Annotated in this window: 21 protein-coding genes and 2 tRNA genes; 12 read left to right on the top strand and 11 right to left on the bottom strand. The window is 62.1% G+C overall.

Annotated elements, in window-relative coordinates; translation table 11 throughout:
- Positions 1–68 precede the first annotated feature (68 nt).
- From DES45_RS13540 to DES45_RS13525, 4 genes are all read right to left on the bottom strand, one after another.
- Entirely contained in the window at positions 69–2,261 is a 2,193-nt protein-coding gene (locus DES45_RS13540; protein ID WP_114770557.1) for a hypothetical protein, read from the bottom strand.
- Positions 2,262–2,680: 419 nt separating this feature from the next.
- Complete coding sequence (locus DES45_RS13535) at positions 2,681–4,159, bottom strand: phosphomannomutase (protein ID WP_114770556.1); 1,479 nt, start codon at positions 4,157–4,159, stop codon at positions 2,681–2,683.
- Positions 4,160–4,469: 310 nt separating this feature from the next.
- Positions 4,470–5,081: a peptidoglycan-binding domain-containing protein gene (locus DES45_RS26335; RefSeq protein ID WP_114770555.1), complete on the bottom strand. Its 612-nt coding sequence runs from the start codon at positions 5,079–5,081 to the stop codon at positions 4,470–4,472.
- A gap of 211 nt (positions 5,082–5,292) precedes the next feature.
- A tRNA-Gln gene (locus tag DES45_RS13525) sits at positions 5,293–5,367 on the bottom strand.
- Between the two features lie 151 nt (positions 5,368–5,518).
- Between DES45_RS13525 and DES45_RS13520 the strand changes: the two genes are divergently transcribed.
- A tRNA-Pro gene (locus DES45_RS13520) sits at positions 5,519–5,595 on the top strand.
- An 895-nt stretch (positions 5,596–6,490) separates the two neighbouring features.
- Positions 6,491–8,188, top strand: a complete 1,698-nt coding sequence (locus tag DES45_RS13515) for a DUF4214 domain-containing protein (RefSeq protein ID WP_114770554.1) — start codon at positions 6,491–6,493, stop codon at positions 8,186–8,188.
- Between the two features lie 1,539 nt (positions 8,189–9,727).
- Here the strand turns inward: DES45_RS13515 and DES45_RS13505 are convergent.
- On the bottom strand, positions 9,728–10,051 hold the full coding sequence (locus tag DES45_RS13505) for a hypothetical protein (protein WP_114770552.1): 324 nt from the start codon (positions 10,049–10,051) through the stop codon (positions 9,728–9,730).
- 129 nt (positions 10,052–10,180) lie between these two features.
- Positions 10,181–10,753, bottom strand: a complete 573-nt coding sequence (locus tag DES45_RS13500; protein ID WP_114770551.1) for a PRC-barrel domain-containing protein — start codon at positions 10,751–10,753, stop codon at positions 10,181–10,183.
- A 235-nt stretch (positions 10,754–10,988) separates the two neighbouring features.
- Between DES45_RS13500 and DES45_RS13495 the strand changes: the two genes are divergently transcribed.
- Positions 10,989–11,357 carry a hypothetical protein gene (locus tag DES45_RS13495; protein ID WP_114770550.1) on the top strand — a complete coding sequence of 123 codons (369 nt, stop codon included), beginning with the start codon at positions 10,989–10,991 and terminating at the stop codon, positions 11,355–11,357.
- Between the two features lie 169 nt (positions 11,358–11,526).
- Complete coding sequence (locus DES45_RS13490) at positions 11,527–11,931, top strand: DoxX family protein (protein ID WP_114770549.1); 405 nt, start codon at positions 11,527–11,529, stop codon at positions 11,929–11,931.
- A 53-nt stretch (positions 11,932–11,984) separates the two neighbouring features.
- Here DES45_RS13490 and DES45_RS13485 read toward each other — a convergent pair whose 3' ends face one another.
- Positions 11,985–12,674: a hypothetical protein gene (locus tag DES45_RS13485; RefSeq protein ID WP_114770548.1), complete on the bottom strand. Its 690-nt coding sequence runs from the start codon at positions 12,672–12,674 to the stop codon at positions 11,985–11,987.
- A gap of 227 nt (positions 12,675–12,901) precedes the next feature.
- Between DES45_RS13485 and DES45_RS13480 the strand changes: the two genes are divergently transcribed.
- Complete coding sequence (locus DES45_RS13480) at positions 12,902–13,186, top strand: hypothetical protein (protein ID WP_114770547.1); 285 nt, start codon at positions 12,902–12,904, stop codon at positions 13,184–13,186.
- A 68-nt stretch (positions 13,187–13,254) separates the two neighbouring features.
- Here the strand turns inward: DES45_RS13480 and DES45_RS13475 are convergent, their stop codons facing one another.
- Positions 13,255–13,878 (bottom strand): biotin transporter BioY, encoded by a 624-nt coding sequence (locus DES45_RS13475; RefSeq protein WP_425374286.1) that lies wholly within the window; start codon positions 13,876–13,878, stop codon positions 13,255–13,257.
- Positions 13,879–14,007: 129 nt separating this feature from the next.
- Between DES45_RS13475 and DES45_RS13470 the strand changes: the two genes are divergently transcribed.
- Positions 14,008–14,919, top strand: coding sequence for an MBL fold metallo-hydrolase (locus tag DES45_RS13470; protein ID WP_114770545.1), 912 nt, complete (start codon positions 14,008–14,010; stop codon positions 14,917–14,919).
- 11 nt (positions 14,920–14,930) lie between these two features.
- Here DES45_RS13470 and DES45_RS13465 read toward each other — a convergent pair whose 3' ends face one another.
- On the bottom strand, positions 14,931–15,710 hold the full coding sequence (locus DES45_RS13465) for a DUF1499 domain-containing protein (RefSeq protein WP_114770544.1): 780 nt from the start codon (positions 15,708–15,710) through the stop codon (positions 14,931–14,933).
- A 287-nt stretch (positions 15,711–15,997) separates the two neighbouring features.
- Here DES45_RS13465 and DES45_RS25160 point away from each other — a divergent pair, with 287 nt between their 5' ends.
- The 5 genes from DES45_RS25160 to DES45_RS13445 all read left to right on the top strand — a co-directional run bounded on the left by DES45_RS25160 (position 15,998) and on the right by DES45_RS13445 (position 18,124).
- Positions 15,998–16,168 carry a hypothetical protein gene (locus DES45_RS25160; RefSeq protein WP_170151491.1) on the top strand — a complete coding sequence of 57 codons (171 nt, stop codon included), beginning with the start codon at positions 15,998–16,000 and terminating at the stop codon, positions 16,166–16,168.
- Positions 16,169–16,182: 14 nt separating this feature from the next.
- Positions 16,183–16,329 carry a hypothetical protein gene (locus DES45_RS25705; protein ID WP_245571716.1) on the top strand — a complete coding sequence of 49 codons (147 nt, stop codon included), beginning with the start codon at positions 16,183–16,185 and terminating at the stop codon, positions 16,327–16,329.
- A 79-nt stretch (positions 16,330–16,408) separates the two neighbouring features.
- Positions 16,409–16,909, top strand: coding sequence for a MarR family winged helix-turn-helix transcriptional regulator (locus DES45_RS13455; protein WP_425374285.1), 501 nt, complete (start codon positions 16,409–16,411; stop codon positions 16,907–16,909).
- 6 nt (positions 16,910–16,915) lie between these two features.
- Positions 16,916–17,761: a patatin-like phospholipase family protein gene (locus DES45_RS13450; protein WP_114770541.1), complete on the top strand. Its 846-nt coding sequence runs from the start codon at positions 16,916–16,918 to the stop codon at positions 17,759–17,761.
- A gap of 174 nt (positions 17,762–17,935) precedes the next feature.
- Positions 17,936–18,124, top strand: coding sequence for a hypothetical protein (locus tag DES45_RS13445; protein WP_114770540.1), 189 nt, complete (start codon positions 17,936–17,938; stop codon positions 18,122–18,124).
- A gap of 51 nt (positions 18,125–18,175) precedes the next feature.
- Here the strand turns inward: DES45_RS13445 and DES45_RS13440 are convergent, their stop codons facing one another.
- Positions 18,176–18,760 (bottom strand): L,D-transpeptidase, encoded by a 585-nt coding sequence (locus tag DES45_RS13440; protein ID WP_114770539.1) that lies wholly within the window; start codon positions 18,758–18,760, stop codon positions 18,176–18,178.
- Between the two features lie 198 nt (positions 18,761–18,958).
- On the opposite strand from DES45_RS13440, the gene DES45_RS13435 reads away from it, so the two are divergent.
- Positions 18,959–19,900, top strand: a complete 942-nt coding sequence (locus tag DES45_RS13435; protein WP_114770538.1) for a histone deacetylase family protein — start codon at positions 18,959–18,961, stop codon at positions 19,898–19,900.
- Here the strand turns inward: DES45_RS13435 and DES45_RS13430 are convergent.
- A complete protein-coding gene (locus tag DES45_RS13430; protein ID WP_147282403.1) occupies positions 19,890–21,080 on the bottom strand; it encodes a hypothetical protein in 1,191 nt (396 codons plus the stop codon). The genes DES45_RS13435 and DES45_RS13430 overlap by 11 nt on opposite strands.
- Positions 21,081–21,334: the final 254 nt, after the last annotated feature.

The following is a 21,334-nucleotide window of genomic DNA, read 5'->3' as shown; positions in this document are numbered from 1 at the left end:
TACCTCTTCGGCCCGGCCCCTGTACAAAAGGGCCAGTCCGCGCATGGCTCGTGTCTAATCGAATTCAGCTAGTCGACACCGATCCTGTGGAGCATCACGCCGAGCGTTCGCGGATCCTGAATGCCAATTTTTGTCGGCGACAAAAGCGGCGTGGCTTTGAATTCCAAGACATTCACTCCGTCTGCGCTCAAGATCGATGACGGCAGTGCAACGTTCTCGACGGCCACACGCCAGGGGCCTTCGCCTTGCCCAACATAGGTACGCTCAAGCACGACGTTTCCATTCATCACCAATTGCATCGTCATTCGATCCGTTGGCCGCGGAACGAAAGGCGTGAGTTCGACACGCAAATTCAGGTCTTGCTGTTTTGGCAACTCAAGCAGCACATTGGACACGCTCCTCGTTGACCAAATCCCCTTCGACTCAAGGCGAGACCAGCCTCGGTGCAACATGAATTCAGGATTCAAACCGTCTGTGGTGAACGATACCGATGAGCCCCTCTCCAGTTTGATCGGCTTACCATGTTGCCTTGGATCGTAGCTCTGTGCGACCCAAGCCTCACCCATTCCCTTGAGACCTGGATTCAGCCTGATGACGGCAAAATGGTCACTGTAGGACGCCGACAGGCGAGGATCCGCATCGAGCTTTGCGGCGATGGCTGACAATTCATCCTTATAGACATACCTGAGTGGCCCACTGTGCGCGGCCCAGAGCAGGTCGATATAGGGAAGCACGACGGCATCTGCGTCCTCGTTTTCCAGAACGGCCCTGACATTGGAGAGGAAGTCAGGGTCAATCTCATCCTGGGTAAAACGCTTCACGGTATCCGGCCAGTTCTCTCGAGCAGAGGCCAGGTTTTTGTCGCCGCCGATATTATAGGTCTTTATGCCAACCTTGCTTGCAAGATAATTGACCAGGAAGTCATTCCGATACGGCAGAAATGCAATGTTCTCGCCCTTTTTTACAAGAGCGGCCAATTCCTGCACGATCGCATCTCGGGAGGAGATGTCGGCTCGCGCATCAAGATAGCCGCGAAAGATCCCCAAAGCCGGAATGTTGAAGACTAAGACCGCAAGTAGCACGATCATCTTCTGTTTGACTGATCGAAGCTTGCTTGAAAGCACTATGGCGAGAATGGCCCAGCACCCGAAGACGCCCAACGCCATCCACCGGTAACTTGCGCGCATATTCTTGAATCCGGGCAGATGTTCAGACAGAATAGAACTCCCCGTAGACAACCATCCGTAGCTTTCGGGCATTAGCTGACCCATGCCCTCCGGACGATACGTCAAGAACTTAACGGACGGTCCCAAAGCCATATAGAATCCGAATAAAGCGATGACACCGAAGAGGGTCATCACCTTCCGGTCACCCTTACCCGTAGCGACACCATAAATCGCGGCAATAATGATTGCTGCCGAGAAGGTCGATTGGAACACCGAGCTATCGCCAAAGTATTCACGCGGTGCTCGCGCGTCGCTCAATCCGATCAGGTCGGGCAGGAACAAGAACCCTTTCGTGGCGATGAGGAAAAACTCGAGGTTTGCTCCCCACCCGCGAAAGAAGTCCAGCGGAGCAGGATCAAATTCAGCTTGCCCGATATACAGTACGTAAAGAACGTAAGAAGCCAGAAGGCCCAGTCCTATGGAAGCAAACTTGCAGACGACATTGATCAGATTATTGTTTCGCCCCTGAAGAAGAGAAAACAAAAGAGCGAAGCCCGTGGCCACAGCGAACATCATGTACGTATAGCCGTCCATGAATACTGAAACCAGGCAGGTAAACAGAAACAGCATGAAATTGGTCAGGCTCGTCGGACGATCGAGGACGCGGACTGAACTGTAGAAATAGAACGGAAGAAGGGCGATCCCGAGGGCGAGCATGGAATATCCATGGTGGTACCACACTACCTGCATCGTGCACCACACGGTGGCCGACATCAGGGACATCAGTGTTTCGCCGCCCAGCCGCCGTGTCAGCTTGTATGCGCCTCCGAATGCCACCGTCAGCCAGAGCGCGAATGAAGCCGCATAGGCGTCGGCCGCCGACAGGCCCAGTTTCAGAAAGGCAGAGGCAGGCAACGCTCCCGCCAAGCCGAATGATATTGCGGCGGGCTGAGGCGCACCGAAATTGTGCGCAAATATGGAAAATCCATCGTTGATGAAGGACTGTGCGAAGCCGATCGTCCAGAACAACTGGGCTGTTGTTGGAGCCAACAAGCCTGGAAGGGTTCCATTGACGATGAATACGACGGCAAGCATGAATACTGCCGCGGCAACGACATGAAACCTTGGAATCGACAACGCGTGGTCCCCTTTCGCACTTCCGAGCACCGTGTATACCGACGGCTCGATGGTAAGGCTAGGTCGCGTGGATGGATGTGAGCCGCAGGATCATGCAGGTCGGCATCCGGGAAACGCCCACAGCGGCAACCAAGACGAGCGTGGCATGCAAGCCAGAGCCATATGAGATTGCGACACATCCATCGAACGGGGCCACGTTGTCCGGGCTGTCCCTGTGGTCACCCACGGCTCGCCTCCCAAAGGACAGCTACAAGGATCCATGGACAGACCCACGATGGACGCCAGGGACACTGGTTCCGTCGTAGGCCTCCATGGGCACGGGTTCACCGGGTTACCTCAGTCCTGAGGGGCCTGCATTGTGAAGCCTTGTCAACGGCCTACCCATGCCTGACATGCTGCTCCGCGATGCGGAGCCCCCACGTGAGAAGGTCTTCAGCGCGTGCTTGAGTCGCCGCCTCAACGTAAACCCGGAGCTCCGGCGCATTGCCCGAGGCGCGGAAATGCACCACTTCAGCGTTTGCGAGCGAGACTCGCAGGCCGTCGCGACCATCGACCACGGCGATATCCGCCACGGGGGACAACAGTGCTTCCAGAAAGGCGCGGTCCTGCTTCAGCCGTGTCATAAACGCGGCGCTCTTCTCCGTGGATACGTCCTTCAGCCGGTTGCTAGCAGCCGCCTTGAAACCGAAACCGGCCGCGAGGTCCGCGAGTGGCCGCTCTGAGGCTTTGACCTGTGCAAGAGCGCACAGGATCGGCAGCATGGCATCTCGAGTGGGCAGCGCCGCAAGCATGCGGTCTCGGTGCCGGACGGATGAGCCGAGCAGAACACCACCATTGGCCTCGAACCCGACCACGACGCGTCCTCCGAAGCGAGCAGCTTCCGTCATTCCCTCGATGACGTAAGGAGAGCCGACTTTGGTGCGAATAATATTTGCAAAAGTCCCAGATGCCTCCAAGGCCGAGTTTGATGTCACGGGCGTCACGATGGTGTCGGCCCCAAGGTACCGTGCCGTGATCGCGGCAAGAAGATCGCCGCGCAGGAAAACGCCCGCCCCATCGGCTACGAGGGGCCGGTCCGCGTCACCGTCCGTGGAGACGATGGCATCAAGGGCCTGTTCGCCGGCCCACGTGCGCGCCAGGATCTCGTCCTCAGGGCGGAGGGCCTCGGTATCGACGGGTATGAAACTCGTTGCCCGCCCGAGTGGCACAGGCCTCGCACCAAGGGATTCGAGGATCTCGACCATCACGTCCCGCCCAACGGAAGAATGCTGATAAACGCCGACGGTGAGGCCGCGCAGAGCCTGTGAGCCAAAGTAATCGAGGTACCGAGCCTTATAGGCCGAAAGAGCTGCCTCATCCACAGCAGGCATGGACATCGACTTTGCGGCATCCGGCAGCGATTGAACGCCCAGTTCGGCGTGCGACGCGAGGATGCGCGTTTCATCCTGCTTGTTGATCTCACCCTGGGCACGATAGAACTTCAACCCATTGCGATCCTCCGGGATATGGCTTCCCGTCACCATGATCGCCGGCAATCCGAGCCGCATGGCGTGGAGAGCGAGCGCAGGCGTTGGAAGCGGACCACAATTGATGGGCTCCGAGCCCGCGTCCTGCAGCCCCGCGGCACAGAGCCGCGCAATCGTCGGGCTGCTTTCCCGAAGATCTTGCCCGATCAGGATGCGCCCCTGAGATTCGGCGCCCGCACCATCCTTCTTGAGAACCTCCGCGAAGGCTCGCGCGTAAGCGTAGGCTGGAAGCCCTGCCAGTTCGACGGCAAGACCCCGCAACCCACTGGTGCCAAACTTGAGAGAGGATGCGCCCGCTTCCTGAACCCTGTTCGTATCATTCCCGCCCATCAGCGCCTCTCTTTTAGTCTAATCCCCAGCCTCCGCCAACAGGAGACGTTCCCACGCCTCTAAACCCTCAGATGCCCACGGTCCAGATTGGTTGGAGCAGAAGGTTGGATCGTGTCGCGAGAGCGCTCGTGCTCAGAGGCGAGCCGCGGACCATCAAGAGCGCTGCCATGGCGTGACCGTCAGGGATCTACCTGCACTCGAAGAGGGAGCCACGGTTGCAACAAAGGGCAATCCCCGTTGAGAGGACCGACCGCTGCATTTGCGGCTCAAATCGAAAGCGCCTCTGGCACCAGTGTGCGTTGGCCGGGCATCACTGAATTGATACTCCAGAGTTTGCCTCAAGGGCTTGCACGGTCGCCCGCTCCAAGCTGCCGGTCACAGCCAGGCCTTGGGCTCGCTCAAAGGCTTCAATGGCTCGGCGCGTCCTAGAACCCATTTTCCCGTCAGCCGTAAGCGGCCCATATCCGAGCCTTGTCAGGGCTTCCTGCGCGGCATCTATTCGTACTGGGCCGGTCGACGGATTGGCAGTGCCCGTCTGAGACGCTCTCGCGTCGTCTGCGGAAGGGGCTGTCGATGATGTAAGCTGGGACCGTGCCTGAGCCACCGATTCCGTCAACTGTGCCCGTGCCTGTTCCAGGCTCTTTACCTGTTCCTGGACGGATGCCAGTTGTCCTTGAACGCCTTGCAGGTCCCCGGCGCTTTGACGGAGTTGCTCGTATTCTGCGGTGACCCGACGATGCTCCGTGTTCAGCTGATTCAGGTCATTCTGGAGGCGGGTCGTCTGCTCACGAAGGCGGCTCTCTTCGGTACCTGAGGAGCTAAGGGAATAGCCATAGAGGCCCCAACCAAGCAGTGCCAAGACGCCGAGCACTCCGCTCGTCACCTTATAGGTTGCTACCTTATTGCTCGTATGCGCTTCCATGAACCCACTCACTTATTGGAGGAACCGTAGACGCAGGATCACCTGCGAGGCTCGGCAATGAGCGAGAAACTATGGCCTCAGAAAGGCAATCCTTGAAGCATCGCGACACTGGGGATGATGTGCAAACTCGTGTGCGAACAGTGCGTCTGTAGCCCCTTTAACCTTAGCAGCTACGATTCTGTCTCTGTTCGCGCTCGGATACCGATTCCACTGGCTGGGGCGCCAGGATTCGAACCTGGGAATGGCGGTACCAAAAACCGCTGCCTTACCACTTGGCGACGCCCCACCGCTGGTGTGGCGGAGTACATAATCGGGACCGCCTGCTCTGGCAACCTTGATTTGCGGCGGGTCAATAATCGGCATCAAACGCGATTTCTCCTCTTGCGGCCTCACCCCCTCGCCGCTATAAGACCGGCCTCCCGAGGATTTCTCGGTGTCGGAGTGTAGCGCAGTCTGGTAGCGCACCACGTTCGGGACGTGGGGGTCGCAGGTTCAAATCCTGCCACTCCGACCATCATTCCCGCAAGTTCTCTGAAACTCATCTTCCCGGTAGATAGGTTGAGCCAAACGTTAGGCCCGAATGAACCGCCAAGTCTACGACTGCCGCTGAGCCTGTGACGAGAATGGCAAACCTGCCACCACTCAACCGGAAACTATATTACAGCCCCCCCCCCCGACTGCCTTGCCACCATCACTAGCCGTCAAGACCACCGGCCTTGAACCCTAACGGGCACTGCTTACCTTGGGGAGGACCCTGATCCGGGCCCCTCTGACGTAAGCCGCTGGCACTTGCGTGATGTCGGATCTCATTTGATCCGACTGCCGGCGGTCGAGGTGGATATGATCCAGGAAATTTTAGCTGCCGTCGTCAACATAATGATTGTCGATCCTCTTCAGGCCGAGATAAATGAGCGCCTGGCGCAAGTACGGGCTCCTCAGGCAGTCATTGCAGACGTAAGAGCCTGCGCTACGACTTCCCTTCCCGTTCTTGCCGACCGAGTTGTGGCTGATCCCGCATGGGCTGTGACGACAGCCATCGAGGTCTGGGTTGGCACAGCGGCGCCCGAGGATGTACTCAGCAGCACGTCGCCTCGGTGTGACTCTGCTATCAAGGCTGCAAGGGCTTACCTCTCGGGACGTGACGCCTAAGTTGCGATGCCGGTCTCACGCTTCAATGCACTGCCTCGGCATGACCAAACCTCCCCGTGCCAACCCGCGGAACGCATCAGGAAACTCTAGTGCGTACGTGAAGCACTTGCGCACATGCTCGCCAGAGCATTGCTGATCCTCTGAGAGCAATGTGTCGGCGTCAAAGTAGCACGGCTTGGCGCGCCCTAAATTGATCTTAACGTACCGCTAACACTCCTCACGCACTCATCGCTCTGCGAAATATTCCTAGCGGGGCAAGGATGAGCAGTCATAATCAGGCGCTAAGCGCCACAGGGGCGTATGCGGGCACGGTCGAGTATTATCCAATCTACCAGAGCAGCAACGGAACGTTCTTTATCTCTGGCAGCCCAGACATCGACGGTACAATTTTCGGCTCACGATGGGCCATTGACCAGCTGACGTTCAGCTTCCCCACGAGCGGCGCGCTCTACGGCGACAATTATGCTGACGGTCGCAACCAGACGTTCGTACCGTTCAACGCCCAACAGCAAGATGCCGTACGTTACGCGCTGAGCCTCGTCGACTCCTATACCAACCTGTCGTTCGTCGAGACGACTGAGACGCCCGGCGATCACGCGGTCCTTCGGTTTGCGCAGACGAAGAGCAGGACCGTCGAGTCAGCTCAGGGTGATCCTCCATCAGATCTCCCGCAGGCAGGAGACGTTTGGTTCGGCCAAACCAATCAGCCGTTCTACCTGACCCCGGCCAAGGGCAACTGGGGGCACGCCACGATCATGCATGAGATCGGCCACGCGCTGGGGCTGAAGCACGGGCACCAGGACCTGAATGGCGTGGATATGTCCGAAGAGTTTGGGCTGGCGGTTTACCGTCCCGGGACGCCTCCTGTCCCGCTGCAGCACGATGGCCAAGCGTGGTCGCTGATGACCTACCGCTCCGACCCGCTTGATCTCAAAATCAACTATGAGGCGGATAGGTTCAATCAGCCTCAGACTTACATGCAGAACGATATCGCGGCTCTGCAGTTTCTCTATGGCGCTGACTACACCACTAACAGTGGCAATACAGTCTACTCATGGAGCAAGACCACCGGTGAGATGTTCCTGAATGGCGTTGGCCAAGGCCGACCGACAGGCAAGGTCATTTTTCAGACTATCTGGGACGGCGGCGGCATCGACACGTATGATGTTCGCAACTTCTCCGAGGACGTGCGCATCGATCTCCGCCCTGGCGGGTTCTCTACCTTCAGCGAGAAGCAGCTGGCGAACAACAGGCCACTGACGGACGGTCCGTCTTGGGCGCCAGGGAACATCGGAAACGCACTCCTCTATCAAGGCAACGAGCAGTCGTTGATCGAGAACGCGCTCACCGGCCGAGGTGACGATGTGATCGTCCTCAACAGCGCCAGCAACTATGTCGATGCTGGAAGAGGCCTCGATGCCGTGGTCCTAGCTGATGACATGGGCGATTATCATTTCAGCAATGACGGAACAGCATTCGTCATCACGAAGAGGGATGGCAGCAGCCAGACCGATGTGATCAATAATGTTGAACGCTTCGCATTCAACGGCGGCTCTTACGGTGTTGTTGCCTTTGATAAAAATGGCGACGCGGGCAAGGCCTACCGCTTGTATCAAGCGGCCTTCGATCGCGATGCTGATCCGAAAGGCTTAGGTCGATGGATTGCGGCCCTGGACGAGGACAAGAACACGATTCAGGGGATCGCAAAAAAGTTCCTCAACTCGAAGGAATTCAAGACCAAGTTCGGCTCGATATCGAAGATGCCGAATGAAAAGTATGTCGATCTTCTGTACCATAACATGCTCGATCGCGATCCTGATCGGGCCGGGTTCAAGAACTGGGTCAATAAACTCGAAGACGGCCGGTCACGAGAGTCAGTCCTTGTGGCATTTGCAGAGAGTGCTGAAGGCAAGGCACTGATCGCTCCCAAGATCGATCACGGCATATTCTACATTTGAGGATCGGCACGGCTGAGGGCGCCCCTCGCGGCCATCAGCGTCGACCTTACCTTTTCCTATCATTAATGAGAACTGGGCCAATGGTCGCGTCTGGAGCTATTTCAACGGCCCAAGCGCGGCCCTTCCAAGTAGGCGCTACCTTGGGGCCGCATGTCCGCCAGCCCGTCTTCTTTCATGGGCTCCAGCAGCGACCTCAACAGCTCGATCATCTCAGCCGCCTCGATGAACAGAGCCTGGGCCTCAGCTGGCGGAATCCCATCGTCATGTTCGGAGGCAGCCTAGAGGCGGTTGACAAGATCAGCGGCTGACATGGGCCCTTCCATCTGAACAGCACTGGAGGATCTTAGAGCATCGGACGATTTGTCGGACCCGTCTAGTTCCCACCTTTGCCCGGTGGAGAGACGCGGAGCGCCGTGGATCCGCTTTTCGTCCGATGCTCTAACAATGCTTAGTTAGCTCCGTAGGCGAGTTATTCGATTAGCGTCTTGGTCGGGGCTGGATCAGGCACAGCATTCAATCCTTGGACCTAGCGCTCGGGAGCCGCGGGCTAAGAGTGATGGGTGCAAGGATACAAACGGGGACGCGGCGAAGCGGCCTCTCGAACGCCCTTGCGGCCATGGTACCCTCGTCATGAGAGAAGAGACGTGGCCAATTCGCGGCGTTGACAGACTGAACTGAGTTGTTAAACAGGACGCGCGGTTCGCACGACTGCACGCGCCCTGGCATTGGCGGCCGCCTAGTCGGGGCGCACTTTCTCTACACAACCGTCAGCATGGGCCGTACCCAGATGCCCCGGTGGGGCATGGTCCCCTCGTGACGGCATCAGTTTCTGTGACTGCAGCCGCTTTTCACGCTTAGCTTCTTTGCCTTGGCTGCAGAGACGTTTTTCCTTGCGACCGTACGCCGAACCACCAGGATTGCAGAGACAATCGTGGGCGCAATCGTTGTCTCTGCACTTTTCCATCGTGAATTTTGTTGCGAGCTATACCCGAGCCGTTCCGATGGCTCCGTGTATGGATGAAATCAAGGTTCCGAAAGCCTACCCACGCGACATTCAGGAACAGACGATTGTCTTTCCCCGAACTACCCAAATCCTGGGCCTTAGCCCAGGAGTAAGGGCGCGACACGCTTCTACTTTGCATCCTTCAGGACCAAACGATTCAAGGCGGGCCTATCGTCATCCAGCGGCGGATCAAAAAGTTTCTCTGGGCGCGGGAAACCCTCGAAGCACCCGAATAACCAGACACCTTGTCCTTCGACGGTGGACCCGGACCGTCACCAAGCACGAAGTCTAACCACACCACCCTTTCTCCTCAGCGTGTTGACCCGTGAGCTCGGACGTGAGCGATCGTGCGCATCTCCCCTCACCAGCCCCAGCGTCGGCCCATTCCGACGCGACCGGTCGTTCGCGCATGCCGCACGAAAAAGAAAAAGGCCCGATGGATTGCTCCGCCAGGCCTTGAGTTCATCCAGAGGGACGTCAATGAAGGTCGTGAGGTCAACGGCCCCAGGGGCCGATTGTTCCCTCGATCGGGCTACTCAGTTCAGCCGGCGCTCGGGCGGATTCCCCGCTCTCATCTGTTCCTGCTCGTAGGCGAAGGCCATGCGCAGCGACCACCAGCGGCCTTCGGCGCGCGCCAGCTCGGCGACGGCCTCTTCGTAGACGGCCAGGGCGGCCTCCTCCTCCACGAAGAGGTCCTCGATCGGACTGAAGGATTGCTGCTGGTAGGCGCGCTCCACGACATGGTCGAGCTTTTCCCGCGAAACTGCGAGAGCTCGGGCAGCCTTGGTGTATCGGACCCGGGCCGATTCGAGACGACTGGACGCCTCGTTGTACGCATCCAGGCACACGAGATGCGTCAAGTCCCCATGGCGGACCTCCCCAAGCATTGATTGTATAATCTGCCACACAATGAAGTGAGCCGCTTTGACATAGGTGAAAACCCGCGGGCTTGTGGTTGCTATTCTGCGCCATCTCCTTGTTTCGTCAGGTCATATCGGCCCACGGGGAAAGTCGTGCCAGTAGTCCCGGATCTCCCGCTCGCGCTGCCGGTCGGGCCAGACCTCGTCGTCGCCATAGAAGGCCGGAGCCGCCCGGACCTGCGCCTCGGTGATGTCCGTGCGATAGCCCTCAAGCTCTCGGTCATAGGAGAGCTTGTCCCACGGAACCGTGTGATGATGGACGCCGATGCCCAGAAAGCCCCCGAAGGTGACGTCGACATAGAGGACGCGCCCGCTCACCTTCTCGATCAGCAGGCGCTTGATGGTACCGATCTGGGTTCCCTGCTGGTCGAAGACCGCCGTTCCTTCGACCCGGTCGCTCTCGATGATCGGATGCGCCAAGGCGGGTTGGCTCACAGGCCCCCACAGATAAAACCCGTTCTCGAGGATTCCCGCGGCGACCACGGCCCTGCTGACGTCGAGAGCCCACTCCTCATCAGGGCCGACCTCCTGAACGACAGCCCAAGGTCCGTTCTCAGGCGGCAATGCCTCCCCTCGGGGTTCATCCGTAAAGCCGCGCAAGCCAGGGGCGGTGGCCGATTGGAACACGTAATAGGTTTTCATGAGTGCCTCCCTTCAACGGGACAGGCAGCCCCCGACGACATTCACTCATGGCGCCGCCCAAAATGCAATGGTCGGGAAGGTTCGATCCGGTGCGGTCGATCGGCCTTGGCTAACGTAGAGCGGATATCACTCAATCCTGCAAGAATGCCCGGTCGTTCCTGTTCGAACATGGAGGGCGCCTAAGCGTCTCTTAATCGATGGCAGCTACATATTCCTAGAAACGGGAGAGGCTGTCGTGAGAATCCATCTTGTCATTGCCGGTCTGGCGCTCGCCCATGCGGGCTGCGCGCCGACGATCCATGAGACGCTCGCCGTGTCCTGCTCCGACTATATCGGTCGTCCGATCTCCGAGCGGATCGCTGCGCTCGGGCCGCCGAAGGCGGTCTACCGGATCAATCCGACCCAGATCGGATACGTGTTCGAGGGGCGTGAAACGGCTCTCGTCGGCGGCGACACCTACTACACCGTCAACTACATGGTCGGCGTCGACCGGCACCGCACGCCGATCTATCCGGTCACGACGACGTGCCAAGGCGTCTTCGTCGTGCGCTCCCCGACCGACGCGATCCCGATCTCCCAGCGCATCATTGTCGACGTCCTGTGAGCGGACGCAACGGGCCGCCCAGTGGGCGCCCGCTTGTGACGCGGTAAGCAAGTCGTGACTGAGATGCCGCCGCCTCCTGCTGGAAAGAGCGAAGCTGAAAAGCTAACCGCTTCGCATCCCGGCGGGACGGGATCACCCGGTCCCGCCTCGCTTCCACGGAGATGCCTTCATGAACACAGCCCTTCTCGAAACCGTCTGGGCCCCTCGCCTTCTCAGCATCCTGCGGATCGTGTCCGCCCTGATCTTCATGGCGCACGGCACCCAGAAGCTGTTCGGCTTTCCGGCTTCACCGAATCCGGCGCCGGCGCTCTTCAGCCTCTACGGCTTGGCAGGAATTCTCGAAACTGTGGGCGGGGCGCTTCTGCTGCTCGGCCTCTTCACCCGCCCGGTGGCGTTCATTCTCTCGGGCATGATGGCCGTAGCCTATTGGATGGCCCATGCGCCGCGCAGCCCGTTCCCGGTCCTGAACGGCGGGGATGCGGCGATTCTGTACTGCTTCGTCTTCCTGTTCATGGTCGCAGCCGGCGGCGGCGCGTGGTCGCTCGACAACTTGCGCGGCCGTCGGGCCGCCTAAGCAGTGTGCTGTTACGCGAGGGATGGGAGTCCACCGCCCTTGCGTAGTCCAGCCTACCGTCGATCCCTGTCGGTTCCGCCGATCCGGCGGAGCCGCTCGGTCTCCACTTCCACCTCCGTCGGGGTTTCCTCGTCATCGAGCGGGTTCGGCATCAGGTCGGTGGTCAGACCGGTGGTGGTTGAAGCGGCCGCGCCGATGGGCGGCGCCCAGCCTTCCGAACGCCACGCCTCCTCACGGTCTTCGACCTCGACCCGGCCTGCCTCGTCCAGAATCGTCCGAACGCGGTCGGTGTCACCCTGGTCGACCCCGACGGTGACCAGCACGCCGCCGCGGCGGATGCCTTCCTCGTAGCGATGCGCCTCCTCTTCGCTGACGCCCCTGTCGGCAAGGGCTCCGACAAGACCGCCCACCGCGGCACCCGCTCCGGCTCCGACCAGGGTCGAGACGAGCCAGCCGGCAGCCACCACGGGACCGATCCCCGGGATCGCCAGCATTCCGAGGCCCGCGAGAAGCCCTGCGCCGCCGCCGGCCAGTGTGCCGATCGTGGCGCCCGTCCCGGCCGAATCGCCGTCCTCGTCTTCATCTTCAAAGAATCGGTTGGCGTGCTGCGAATACGCGCCCCCGAGATTGCCCGCCACTAGGCTGATGTCGAGATGGGGAATTTCGGAAGCCTCGAGCCGCCGGATCGCCTCGGCGGCATGATCGTAGTCGTCGAACAGGGCATTGATGGTTCGGTGGGTCATGGGTCCCTCCCTCGCAAGGATCGGCGGCGGAAGGCAGGCTCGCGGCGCCGTCCTGCCGTCACTTTCGGCGGTTTCCCTGAGCTAATGAGCGATTTGCCGCCGAGGTTCCTCCCGACGCACGGCGGGCTTGCGCGTGCGCCGCCTTGCCGCCCTTCTACGAAAAGCCCGGATCGCTTATTCTCATGCCAAAGAAGCCGACAAACGGCGATTATCGATGGGGGCCAACCATGCGTCACATTCATCTCGACGAAGGCCTGCGGCTGCGTTTCCCCGGCCGCAGCGAGGAGTTCGACCAGGGTGTCGAGATCGGCATGCTCGCCGTCCTGATGGACCAGGGCAGTGTCGAGTTCACCCGCTGGATCTCGCGCGCCAATTCCGATCAGGCGCGGGCTCTCGCCAAGCAGCTCGGCTACCACACGGTCGAGGGCAACGGCGACGGTGACTGGATCAGCCTCACCTTCCGCCAGGGCCATGCAAAGCCGAGCCTGCGGCTCGTGCATTCGGTCGGCTGAACGCCCCTCCAAACGGAAGAAGCCGCCCGAAGGCGGCTTCCCATTTCATGTGACCTGCAGGCGTCGCCTCAGCGCGCGGAACCGTTCCGGCGCGTGATGCTCCAGGCCGCCTGCATCAGGGCGATGGCGAGCGCCGTCTTGACGATGGTCGCCGCCACGAAAGGCGCGGCGCCGACCGTCCACGCTTTGGCGAAGGGCATGACCAGCGAGAGCTGGGCCAGGCCGAACACGAAGATCACAGCGTGGCCGATGCTCATCATGACGGTGACGCGCAGGAGCGAACGGTCCCAGCCCCGCTCGGCCATGACGCCCATCACCAGAGCCGCGGCCAGGAAGCCGAAGAGGAAGCCGCCGGTGGGGCTTGCGAAATAGCCGATCCCGGCCGGCATAGGCGGGGTGTTCGCGAAGACGGGCATGCCCATGGCGCCCTGCATCAGGTAGAGGGCGACGGTCGCGCCGCCGAGGCGCCAGCCGTAGGTCGCGCCGATCAGCAAGACCACGAGGGTCTGCATCGTCATGGGAACGTAAGGCAGCGACACCTGCACTTTGGCCGACAGGGTCAGCAGCGCGGAACCGACGACCATGAGGACGACGGCGCGGATGGCGGCGAAGCGCGCATCGTTCCGGGCGGGCCAGAGGAGGCCCATCAGGGTGGAAGGAGTGGCAAGGGCGGTAGCGCCGGTGGACATCATTATGCTCCAGATCTCGTTCCGCCATTCGCAGGCGGTTCACGACGCCTTATAGGGGTGTCGAGCGGTCGCCTCAAGCCGGGGCGCCGCCGCCCCATATTCGTGCCCAGACCATTTTCCAGGACCGGCTCCATGGCAGACGACCTCACCTTCGACATCCGCCCCCCTGGCCAGGCAGGCGAATGCGTGCGCGTCAGCCCGCTCGTGCGCCGGGTGGTGGCCGACAATCCGGGGCCGATCACCTTCACGGGAACCTGCAGCTACATCGTCGGCCGCGGCCATGTGGCGATCATTGACCCCGGGCCCGACCAGCCGACCCATGTGGCGGCCCTGCTCGACGCGGTGCGGAACGAGACGGTGACCCACATCCTCGTCACCCACACCCACAAGGACCACTCCCCTGCAGCCAAGGCCATCAAGGATGCGACGGGGGCTCTGCTGGTCGGCTGCTCGCCGCACCGTAGCGCCCGCCCCCTCTTCGAAGGCGAGGTCAACATGCTCGAGACGAGCTCCGACCGGGACTACGCCCCGGACCGGGAGCTTGCCGAGGGCGACGTGATCTCGGGTCCTGGCTGGAGCCTGTCGGCCCTGGCGACGCCGGGGCACATGGCCAATCACCTGGCTTTCGCTCTACCCGAGGAGAAGGCCCTGTTCTCGGGCGACCATGTCATGGCTTGGTCGACAACCGTCGTGGCGCCGCCGGACGGCTCTATGAGCGACTTCATGGCCTCCTTGGACAAGCTGAAGGGACGCGAGGAGGCCGTGTACTGGCCCGGCCACGGCGGCCCTGTGCAGGACCCGCAGCGCTTCGTCCGAGCGTTGATCCACCACCGGCGGCAGCGGGAGGTGTCGATCCTTAACCGGCTCGCCGCCGGGGACCGGACGATCCCGGCCATCGTGGCCGCCATCTATCAGGGCCTGAAGCCGGCCCTCGTTGGCGCCGCGGGATTGTCGGTCTTCGCTCACCTGGAGGACCTCGTCGCCAAGGGCCAGGTGACCACGGAGGGCATGCCCTCTCTCGACAGCGAGTACTGGCTGGCGTGACGCCAGCCTGATCAATTGGCGGCGAGGGCGAGGTTCGAGGCCTCCTCCAGGAAGGCCCGGATCCGCTTGGCGTTGGTGCCTAGGTCATGGTTGCCCATCCGGGAGGCTGAGCGGATGTCGATGCGCGTCCCGTCGGCCCGCGGCCGGATCCGGACAGTGACGTCGTCGGGCAGCTTCAGGAAGAACGTGCGGTCGATGGCCTCGAGGCGCCCGGTTCCCATGCGGCCGCCGGGCGGCACGGCCTCGATCACCTGCCAGCCCAGATTGGTCGCGGCCTTGCGCACAAGCGCGAAGGCCTCGTCGGGCGTAAGGTCGAGGGTCAGCGGCGCGATCTGCACATACGCTTCCCGCTGCGCCTCGCGGACTTCGGGACCCACATCGGGCGGGACACGACCGCCGCGGGCCTCCAGTGCCACGCGGGAACGCGAGAATGCCGGCGGGTCCTCCGTATCGGTGGAGACGTCGTTGATCGGCGGCAGGGTCACGGCCTTGACGGCGAGCCAGGACGGATAGCCCAGCACCAGGAAGGCGATCAGCATGCCCCGGATGGCGCTTCCTAAGCCCCGCCGCCCTTCCTGCCAGATCCGCACGAAGGCGAGCAGGGACATCAGGACCGCGACGACGGCGGTCGTCAGGCCGGCTCCGAGCGCTACGAAGCCGGACGCATAGTCGATACGGCCGAACCTGATCAGCAGAACGGCCATGATGGTCACGGCAAGGGCGAACCATGCCAGCATGGGCGACCACTTCGCCGGCCGGGAGTATGGTTCCTCGAGAATGAGATGGCGCATCAGGTCGTCTTACAAATCTCTTTGAGCGCGCGCCACTCCCCATCGCGGAAAAGCGGCGCGCCGGATCGGGCCGGCACCTGCCGCTCAAGGAGTTTGAGACGCTGATCGGTCACCGGGTGGGCGGACAGAAAAGCCCGAGCTTGGCTTTGGTTCCCTTCGGCGCTCCCGAGGCGCCGGAAGCTCACCCGGTTCCGTGCCGACAGAAAGCCGCTCAAGAGCAGCACTGCATCGGGAACGGAGCGGGCGCCAGCGGCTTGCCTAAGAGCCAGCATGAGACGGAGAACCGCATGTCCGGTACGTCCCGGCCCGATGATATCCCGTCGCGGGAGCGTGACCCGAGCGAGGGCCTGCCCGAGCTTCCCGACCTCGATCCTGTTCCAGAGGACGGCAGCCCCGCCGATCACAAGGGACCTGCTCCGGACGACGTTCCCTATGTGCCGCCTCCGGGCACGCAGTGACGGGAGAATCCGCCATGTCCGATGGCCCTGCACCTGACAAGCGCCAACCCGACGTCCCGGCGCCGCCGCAGCCCGACACCCCATCTCCCGACCACAAGTCCGGCTTACGACCGCCTGAGCCGTCCGAACCGCCGGGAGACGACGTCCCGAAGGTCGGCTGATTGGTGCAAGCCCAAAAGGCTGGATGACGATCGCGAACGTTCTGACGTAAACTATGGCCGTCTCGCGAGGAGCCCTTCTTTGTCCGTGTCCGCGTCTCCCACCACTGCACCGGCCGCCAACGAAGCGGCCGATCCGCTTCGGGTCTGGTTCCGCGTCATCCGCCTGCATCGCCGCGCCCTGACCACCATCGCCACCGAACTGAAGACGCTCGGCCTCTCCGTGCCGCAGTTCGACCTGCTCTCGACGCTCACCGAGCGCGAGGGCCTGAGCCAGCAGGAACTGGCCGAACGGCTCTATGTCACCAAGGGCAATGTCTCGGGTCTGGTCGACCGCCTGGTCGAAGCGGGACTGGTCGAACGACGCGCCATTCCGGGCGACCGGCGATCCAATGCCCTGCACCTGACCGCGAAGGGCCGCGACCTCGCCGAGAAGGGAATCGCCCTCCAGCGCGCCTATGTTCAGGGAACGCTCGGGGCCTTGCCGGCCCGGGATCTGGCGGACCTGGAGCGTATCGTCGTCGCCTGGCGCGACCTGGCCCGCGCGGCGGAGGAACAGCCCCCTTCCAAGCTCGAGAGATAGGCTTCTATGTTCGATGCCGTCGCGTTCGCCGGAGGAGGCAACCGCTGCTATTGGCAGGGCGGCTTCTGGGAGTCCGCGGGACCGCTTCTCGATCTGAAGCCGCAGGTCGTCGCCGGCGTGAGCGCCGGTGCGTGGTCGGCCTGCTACAGCCTTCTCGGGCTCGGACGTCGCGTCAATGAGATGGTGGCGGAGGGCTGCAGCACCGGCCGGCGCAACTTCGAATGGCGCGCGTGGCGCCGGGAAGGCTCGCCCTGGCCCGTTTCGCTCATGTACCGCTCCCTCATCGAAGCGATCATCGACGACGCGGCGCTGGAGCGCCTGAAGCAGGGCCCGGACATCCTGATCGGCCTTGCCCGCAAGCCACGCCGGCTGCCTCTCGCGCTGGCGATCCCGCTCGGAATCGCGACCTACCAGATCGAGAAGAAGTGGCGCGCACCCGTTCATCCGAGAGGCGGCAGGGCGATCGGCTTCCGGCCGGAATTCGTGCGGGTTCGGGATCTCGCCTCGCCGGCCGAGCTGTCGGCGGCCCTCATGGCCAGCGCTAGCGTGCCACCCTTCATGCCGGTCGGCTGGGTGGGCGGCATGGCGGCGCTCGACGGCGGCCTCGTCGACAATGTGCCGGCGGAACCGCTGCAGGCTGTCGAGGACCGGGGCGGAAAGACCCTCGTCATCCTGTCCCGGCTCTATCGGGCCTTTCCGCACATCCCCGGCCGCACCTACATCCAGCCCTCGGAGCCGGTGCCGATCGGGCAGTTCGACATCACCAACCCGGCAGGAATCCGGAAAGCCTACGAGATGGGCCTGCGGGACGGAGAGGCTTTCGCCCGCCGTGAGCGCGCCGCAGGCCGGTAGACCCGTCAGGAAGGGTTACGGAGTTGTGTAACTCTGTTAAGCTTCCGTTAAGCCTGTCTGGAGCATGTCCAGCCAAGCCAGCAAAAAATCATGGCTCTGCCCAGATGCGGTCACGACCGGCCGGAAGATGGCAACAAGCCATGACACATGGTCCCAACGACCAGGGAGAGAAACATGACCCAGCAAACCGCAACGCGCACGACGCGCCGCCAGCCGCCCGTCGCCCAGCCCGAAACGCCGGCCTTCAAACCCGTCGCGCTGCCGGCTCTTGCGGCCGCCGTGCATGCGGTAAGGGAACAGCCGCGCCTCCCCAAGAGCCAGGAACTGCCTGCGATCCTGCGCAAAGAGGCGATCGTCGACTGACGCCGACTGCCTCAACGTCCCAAGAGGCGCCCTGAGCGGGGCGCCTTCTTCCTACCGGACGATGACCTTCGCGTTCACGTCGGTGCGGTTGTAGAGGTCGATCACGTCGATGTTGCGCATCCGGATGCAGCCGGAAGAGACCGCGAGGCCGATCTTCTCGGGCTCGTTAGTGCCGTGGATGCGATACAGCGTGTCCTTGTCGCCCTCGTAGAGATAGAGGGCGCGGGCGCCGAGCGGGTTCTCGGGTCCGCCCTTGGTGTAGCGAACATGCGGCCAGCGGGCCTTCATCTCGGCCGGCGGGTTCCAGTCCGGCCACTCGGCCTTGCGGGCCACACGGGCGGTGCCGGTCCAGCCATAGGCCTCGTCGCCGACCGCCACGCCGTAACGGACCGCCTTCTTGCCGGCCATCACGTAGTAGAGGAAGCGCTCCTTGGTATCGACCACGATCGTGCCGGGCGCCTCCCCTGTCGGATCGTCAATCAGATATCGCCCGTAGCGCAGGTCCTCCTGCGCCTTCGGCACCTCGGCCAGCCATTCGGAGTCCCGCGACGAAACCTGCGGATCGGGCACGCCCTTGAAATTGCACCCGGCGAGAAGTGCGGTGACGAGGAGGAGGGTCAGGCGAAGAACGCGCATCGGAAAAGCTCTGATTTGCCGCATGGGCGGCACGGTTTAGGAGACGCTACTTAGTTTCAATTCGCGGAAAGAAAAGCGAATCATCGTTCCGCACCACCTTGCCACGCCTTTCATGCGAAGAGTGTTGCGCTGCAACAACATGGACAGGCGCTCGTGACGCTGCGACATTAGCATTCCTCGACACGCGCAAGAGCCCTCATGTCCACGCTCTACATCACTCACCCGGCCGCGCTCCAGCATCAGACGCCCCCCGGGCATCCGGAGAGGCCCGACCGGATCCTGGCGATCGAGCGCATGCTGGAGAAGGAGCGATTCTCGGGCCTGATCCGAGAATCGGCCCCGATGGCCGAGATGGAGAGCCTCACCCTCGCCCATCCGGAGGAACACGTGGTTTTCCTGCGGAACATCAGCCCTCGGGAGGGCATGGTCCGGGTCGACGAGGACACGGTGATGTCGCCGGGAACCTTCGAGGCGGCGCTCCGGGCCGCCGGGGGCGCCGTCCTGGCCGTGGACGAGGTCATGAGCGGCCAGGTGAGGAACGCCTTCGTGGCGATGCGCCCGCCGGGCCACCATGCTGAACGCACCAGGGCCATGGGCTTCTGCTTCTTCAACAACGCGGCGATCGCCGCCCGCCATGCCCAGGCGCGCTACGGGGCGGAGCGCGTCACGATCCTCGACTGGGATGTCCACCACGGCAACGGCACGCAGGACATCTTCTGGAGCGACGGCAGCGTCATGTACTGCTCGACGCACGAGGCGCCTCTCTATCCGGGCACCGGCGCCGCCTCTGAGGAAGGCGAGTACGGCACCATCGTCAACGCTCCCTTGCGCTCCGGCGACGGAAGCGAGGCCTTCAGGGAGGTGATGGACGGGCTCGTCCTGCCGCGCATCGATGCCTTCCAGCCGGACCTGATCGTGATCTCAGCCGGCTTCGACGCCCATTGGCGCGACCCGCTCGCGAGCCTGAACCTGACGGAGACGGACTTCGCCTGGGCCACGGTGCGGCTCATGGATCTTGCCGACCGGCATTGCGGCCGGCGGATCGTTTCCCTGCTCGAGGGCGGCTACGACCTCGAGGGATTGGCAAAGTCGACGGCCGCCCACATGGACGCCCTGATGGGTCGCGACCTCAGGGCTTGAGCGGCTCTTGGACGAAGCTGAGGCTACTGAGGCGAGAGAGCTTGCGGAGCAGCTCCCCGAGGGCCAGGGCGCGGCAGGCGGAAACGACGGCCAGCGTCGCCAGGACACCCTCCGGGGACATTCGCGTGGCCAGGAAGGCCGCGTAGATCCCGACGAACAGCGACATGGCCTGAATCAGGACGAGACGCTTCTGCTGCAGATAGAGCGAGCAGGAATCGTTCAGCGGGGCCGCGAGGGCGACGAAGAGCTGGAACGCGGCTACGAGCGGGACAGCATCGGCAAGGCCAGCGAGTTCAGACCCTTCCAGCAATGGGTCTGCAAGGATCAGGCAGGCGGCCATCAAAGCATAAGCAAGGCCGAGAAAGACGATCAGACCTAACATGATATGGCGGCCGAAGATCGGACTCGGCTTTTCCTCCATGGGGCGCAACTTGTTGAGGAAAATTGGGGTCGAGGCAGCCGTGATGATCTGCGTAGGCACATCGAAGATGCGGTAGGCCAACGCAATGTGCCCGGCAAAAACCGCATTCGCGACCATCGGCATGATCAGGAGCGGAGACATGACGAAGGCAAGGGAGAAGAATGAGCTGGGAAGATTATAGAATGGAAGCGCCTTCCAATTCTTCGCGACGCTCGCAAATGACGAACTCGACCATCCGCCTCGCAATTTCGCGAATGTTCGACGCCGCTGTAGCATGAGAAAGATCGCGCTGCTGGCATGGCCCACGATATCGGCGATGGCGAAGCACAACACGTCCTCAAGCGGAGATAGAACCAGAACCAAGAGAGTTGTTGGCTGAACCGCCGACTGGATCAACGTCGCTCGCCCGATCCCCTTGAAGTCTCCGCTTCGCGTTGTCAGCACCAGGGATAGACACAGAATGCCCCGGACCAGAATCGAAAGGGGCAGAAGCAGAGTCAGCTGCTCTCGCATCAGTCCCATCTTACCTGCCAGTGCGGCCGCGATGGCAAAGCCGGACCAGAGCAACACACCGATCAGAACGCAAAACCGGAGAGCGTCCTCCGCGTCTTTCTCAACCCGTGATGAAAGGATGGCGGCATCGTAGCGCAAAAAAAGCGCGATCGAGGCGAGCGTCGCCAAGGTCTGGTACACGCCGAATTCCGCGAAGGTTTCGATGTCGACCAGCCAAGCTGCGACGACCAAGGTCATGACCGACATGAGCCTGGCTGCCACGAGACGCCCCCCCAGACGCAAGGCGTCGCGCATTGGCCGCCCGTTCAAGATCTGGTCTGCAACGAGTCGCACAGCCTTGATCAGAGTCCACGATTCATCCGTGGGAATCTCCGATGCAGTGAGATGCGATCGTTCCTGAGCCGGGCGCTGCATGGTGGTGCCATGCTCTTGCCCGGCTCCATCGGGGATAGGGATCAAGGGCGGACTGTCTAGCGAAAGGCTCTGGGAGCCGGAAACGG

It is taken from the genome of Microvirga subterranea (assembly GCF_003350535.1).
GTDB lineage: Bacteria > Pseudomonadota > Alphaproteobacteria > Rhizobiales > Beijerinckiaceae > Microvirga > Microvirga subterranea.
This window is presented reverse-complemented; position numbering and strand designations above follow the sequence as displayed.

Coding starts and splice junctions, on each gene's coding strand:
- DES45_RS13540 (WP_114770557.1), bottom strand. CDS start 2,261: ATGCTTGCCGTCGTATTCATCGTCAATGGAACCCTTCCAGGCTTGTTG.
- DES45_RS13535 (WP_114770556.1), bottom strand. CDS start 4,159: ATGGGCGGGAATGATACGAACAGGGTTCAGGAAGCGGGCGCATCCTCT.
- DES45_RS26335 (WP_114770555.1), bottom strand. CDS start 5,081: ATGGAAGCGCATACGAGCAATAAGGTAGCAACCTATAAGGTGACGAGC.
- DES45_RS13515 (WP_114770554.1), top strand. CDS start 6,491: ATGAGCAGTCATAATCAGGCGCTAAGCGCCACAGGGGCGTATGCGGGC.
- DES45_RS13500 (WP_114770551.1), bottom strand. CDS start 10,753: ATGAAAACCTATTACGTGTTCCAATCGGCCACCGCCCCTGGCTTGCGC.
- DES45_RS13490 (WP_114770549.1), top strand. CDS start 11,527: ATGAACACAGCCCTTCTCGAAACCGTCTGGGCCCCTCGCCTTCTCAGC.
- DES45_RS13485 (WP_114770548.1), bottom strand. CDS start 12,674: ATGACCCACCGAACCATCAATGCCCTGTTCGACGACTACGATCATGCC.
- DES45_RS13480 (WP_114770547.1), top strand. CDS start 12,902: ATGCGTCACATTCATCTCGACGAAGGCCTGCGGCTGCGTTTCCCCGGC.
- DES45_RS13475 (WP_425374286.1), bottom strand. CDS start 13,878: ATGATGTCCACCGGCGCTACCGCCCTTGCCACTCCTTCCACCCTGATG.
- DES45_RS13470 (WP_114770545.1), top strand. CDS start 14,008: ATGGCAGACGACCTCACCTTCGACATCCGCCCCCCTGGCCAGGCAGGC.
- DES45_RS13465 (WP_114770544.1), bottom strand. CDS start 15,710: ATGCGCCATCTCATTCTCGAGGAACCATACTCCCGGCCGGCGAAGTGG.
- DES45_RS25160 (WP_170151491.1), top strand. CDS start 15,998: ATGTCCGGTACGTCCCGGCCCGATGATATCCCGTCGCGGGAGCGTGAC.
- DES45_RS25705 (WP_245571716.1), top strand. CDS start 16,183: ATGTCCGATGGCCCTGCACCTGACAAGCGCCAACCCGACGTCCCGGCG.
- DES45_RS13450 (WP_114770541.1), top strand. CDS start 16,916: ATGTTCGATGCCGTCGCGTTCGCCGGAGGAGGCAACCGCTGCTATTGG.
- DES45_RS13445 (WP_114770540.1), top strand. CDS start 17,936: ATGACCCAGCAAACCGCAACGCGCACGACGCGCCGCCAGCCGCCCGTC.
- DES45_RS13440 (WP_114770539.1), bottom strand. CDS start 18,760: ATGCGCGTTCTTCGCCTGACCCTCCTCCTCGTCACCGCACTTCTCGCC.
- DES45_RS13435 (WP_114770538.1), top strand. CDS start 18,959: ATGTCCACGCTCTACATCACTCACCCGGCCGCGCTCCAGCATCAGACG.
- DES45_RS13430 (WP_147282403.1), bottom strand. CDS start 21,080: ATGTCGGTCATGACCTTGGTCGTCGCAGCTTGGCTGGTCGACATCGAA.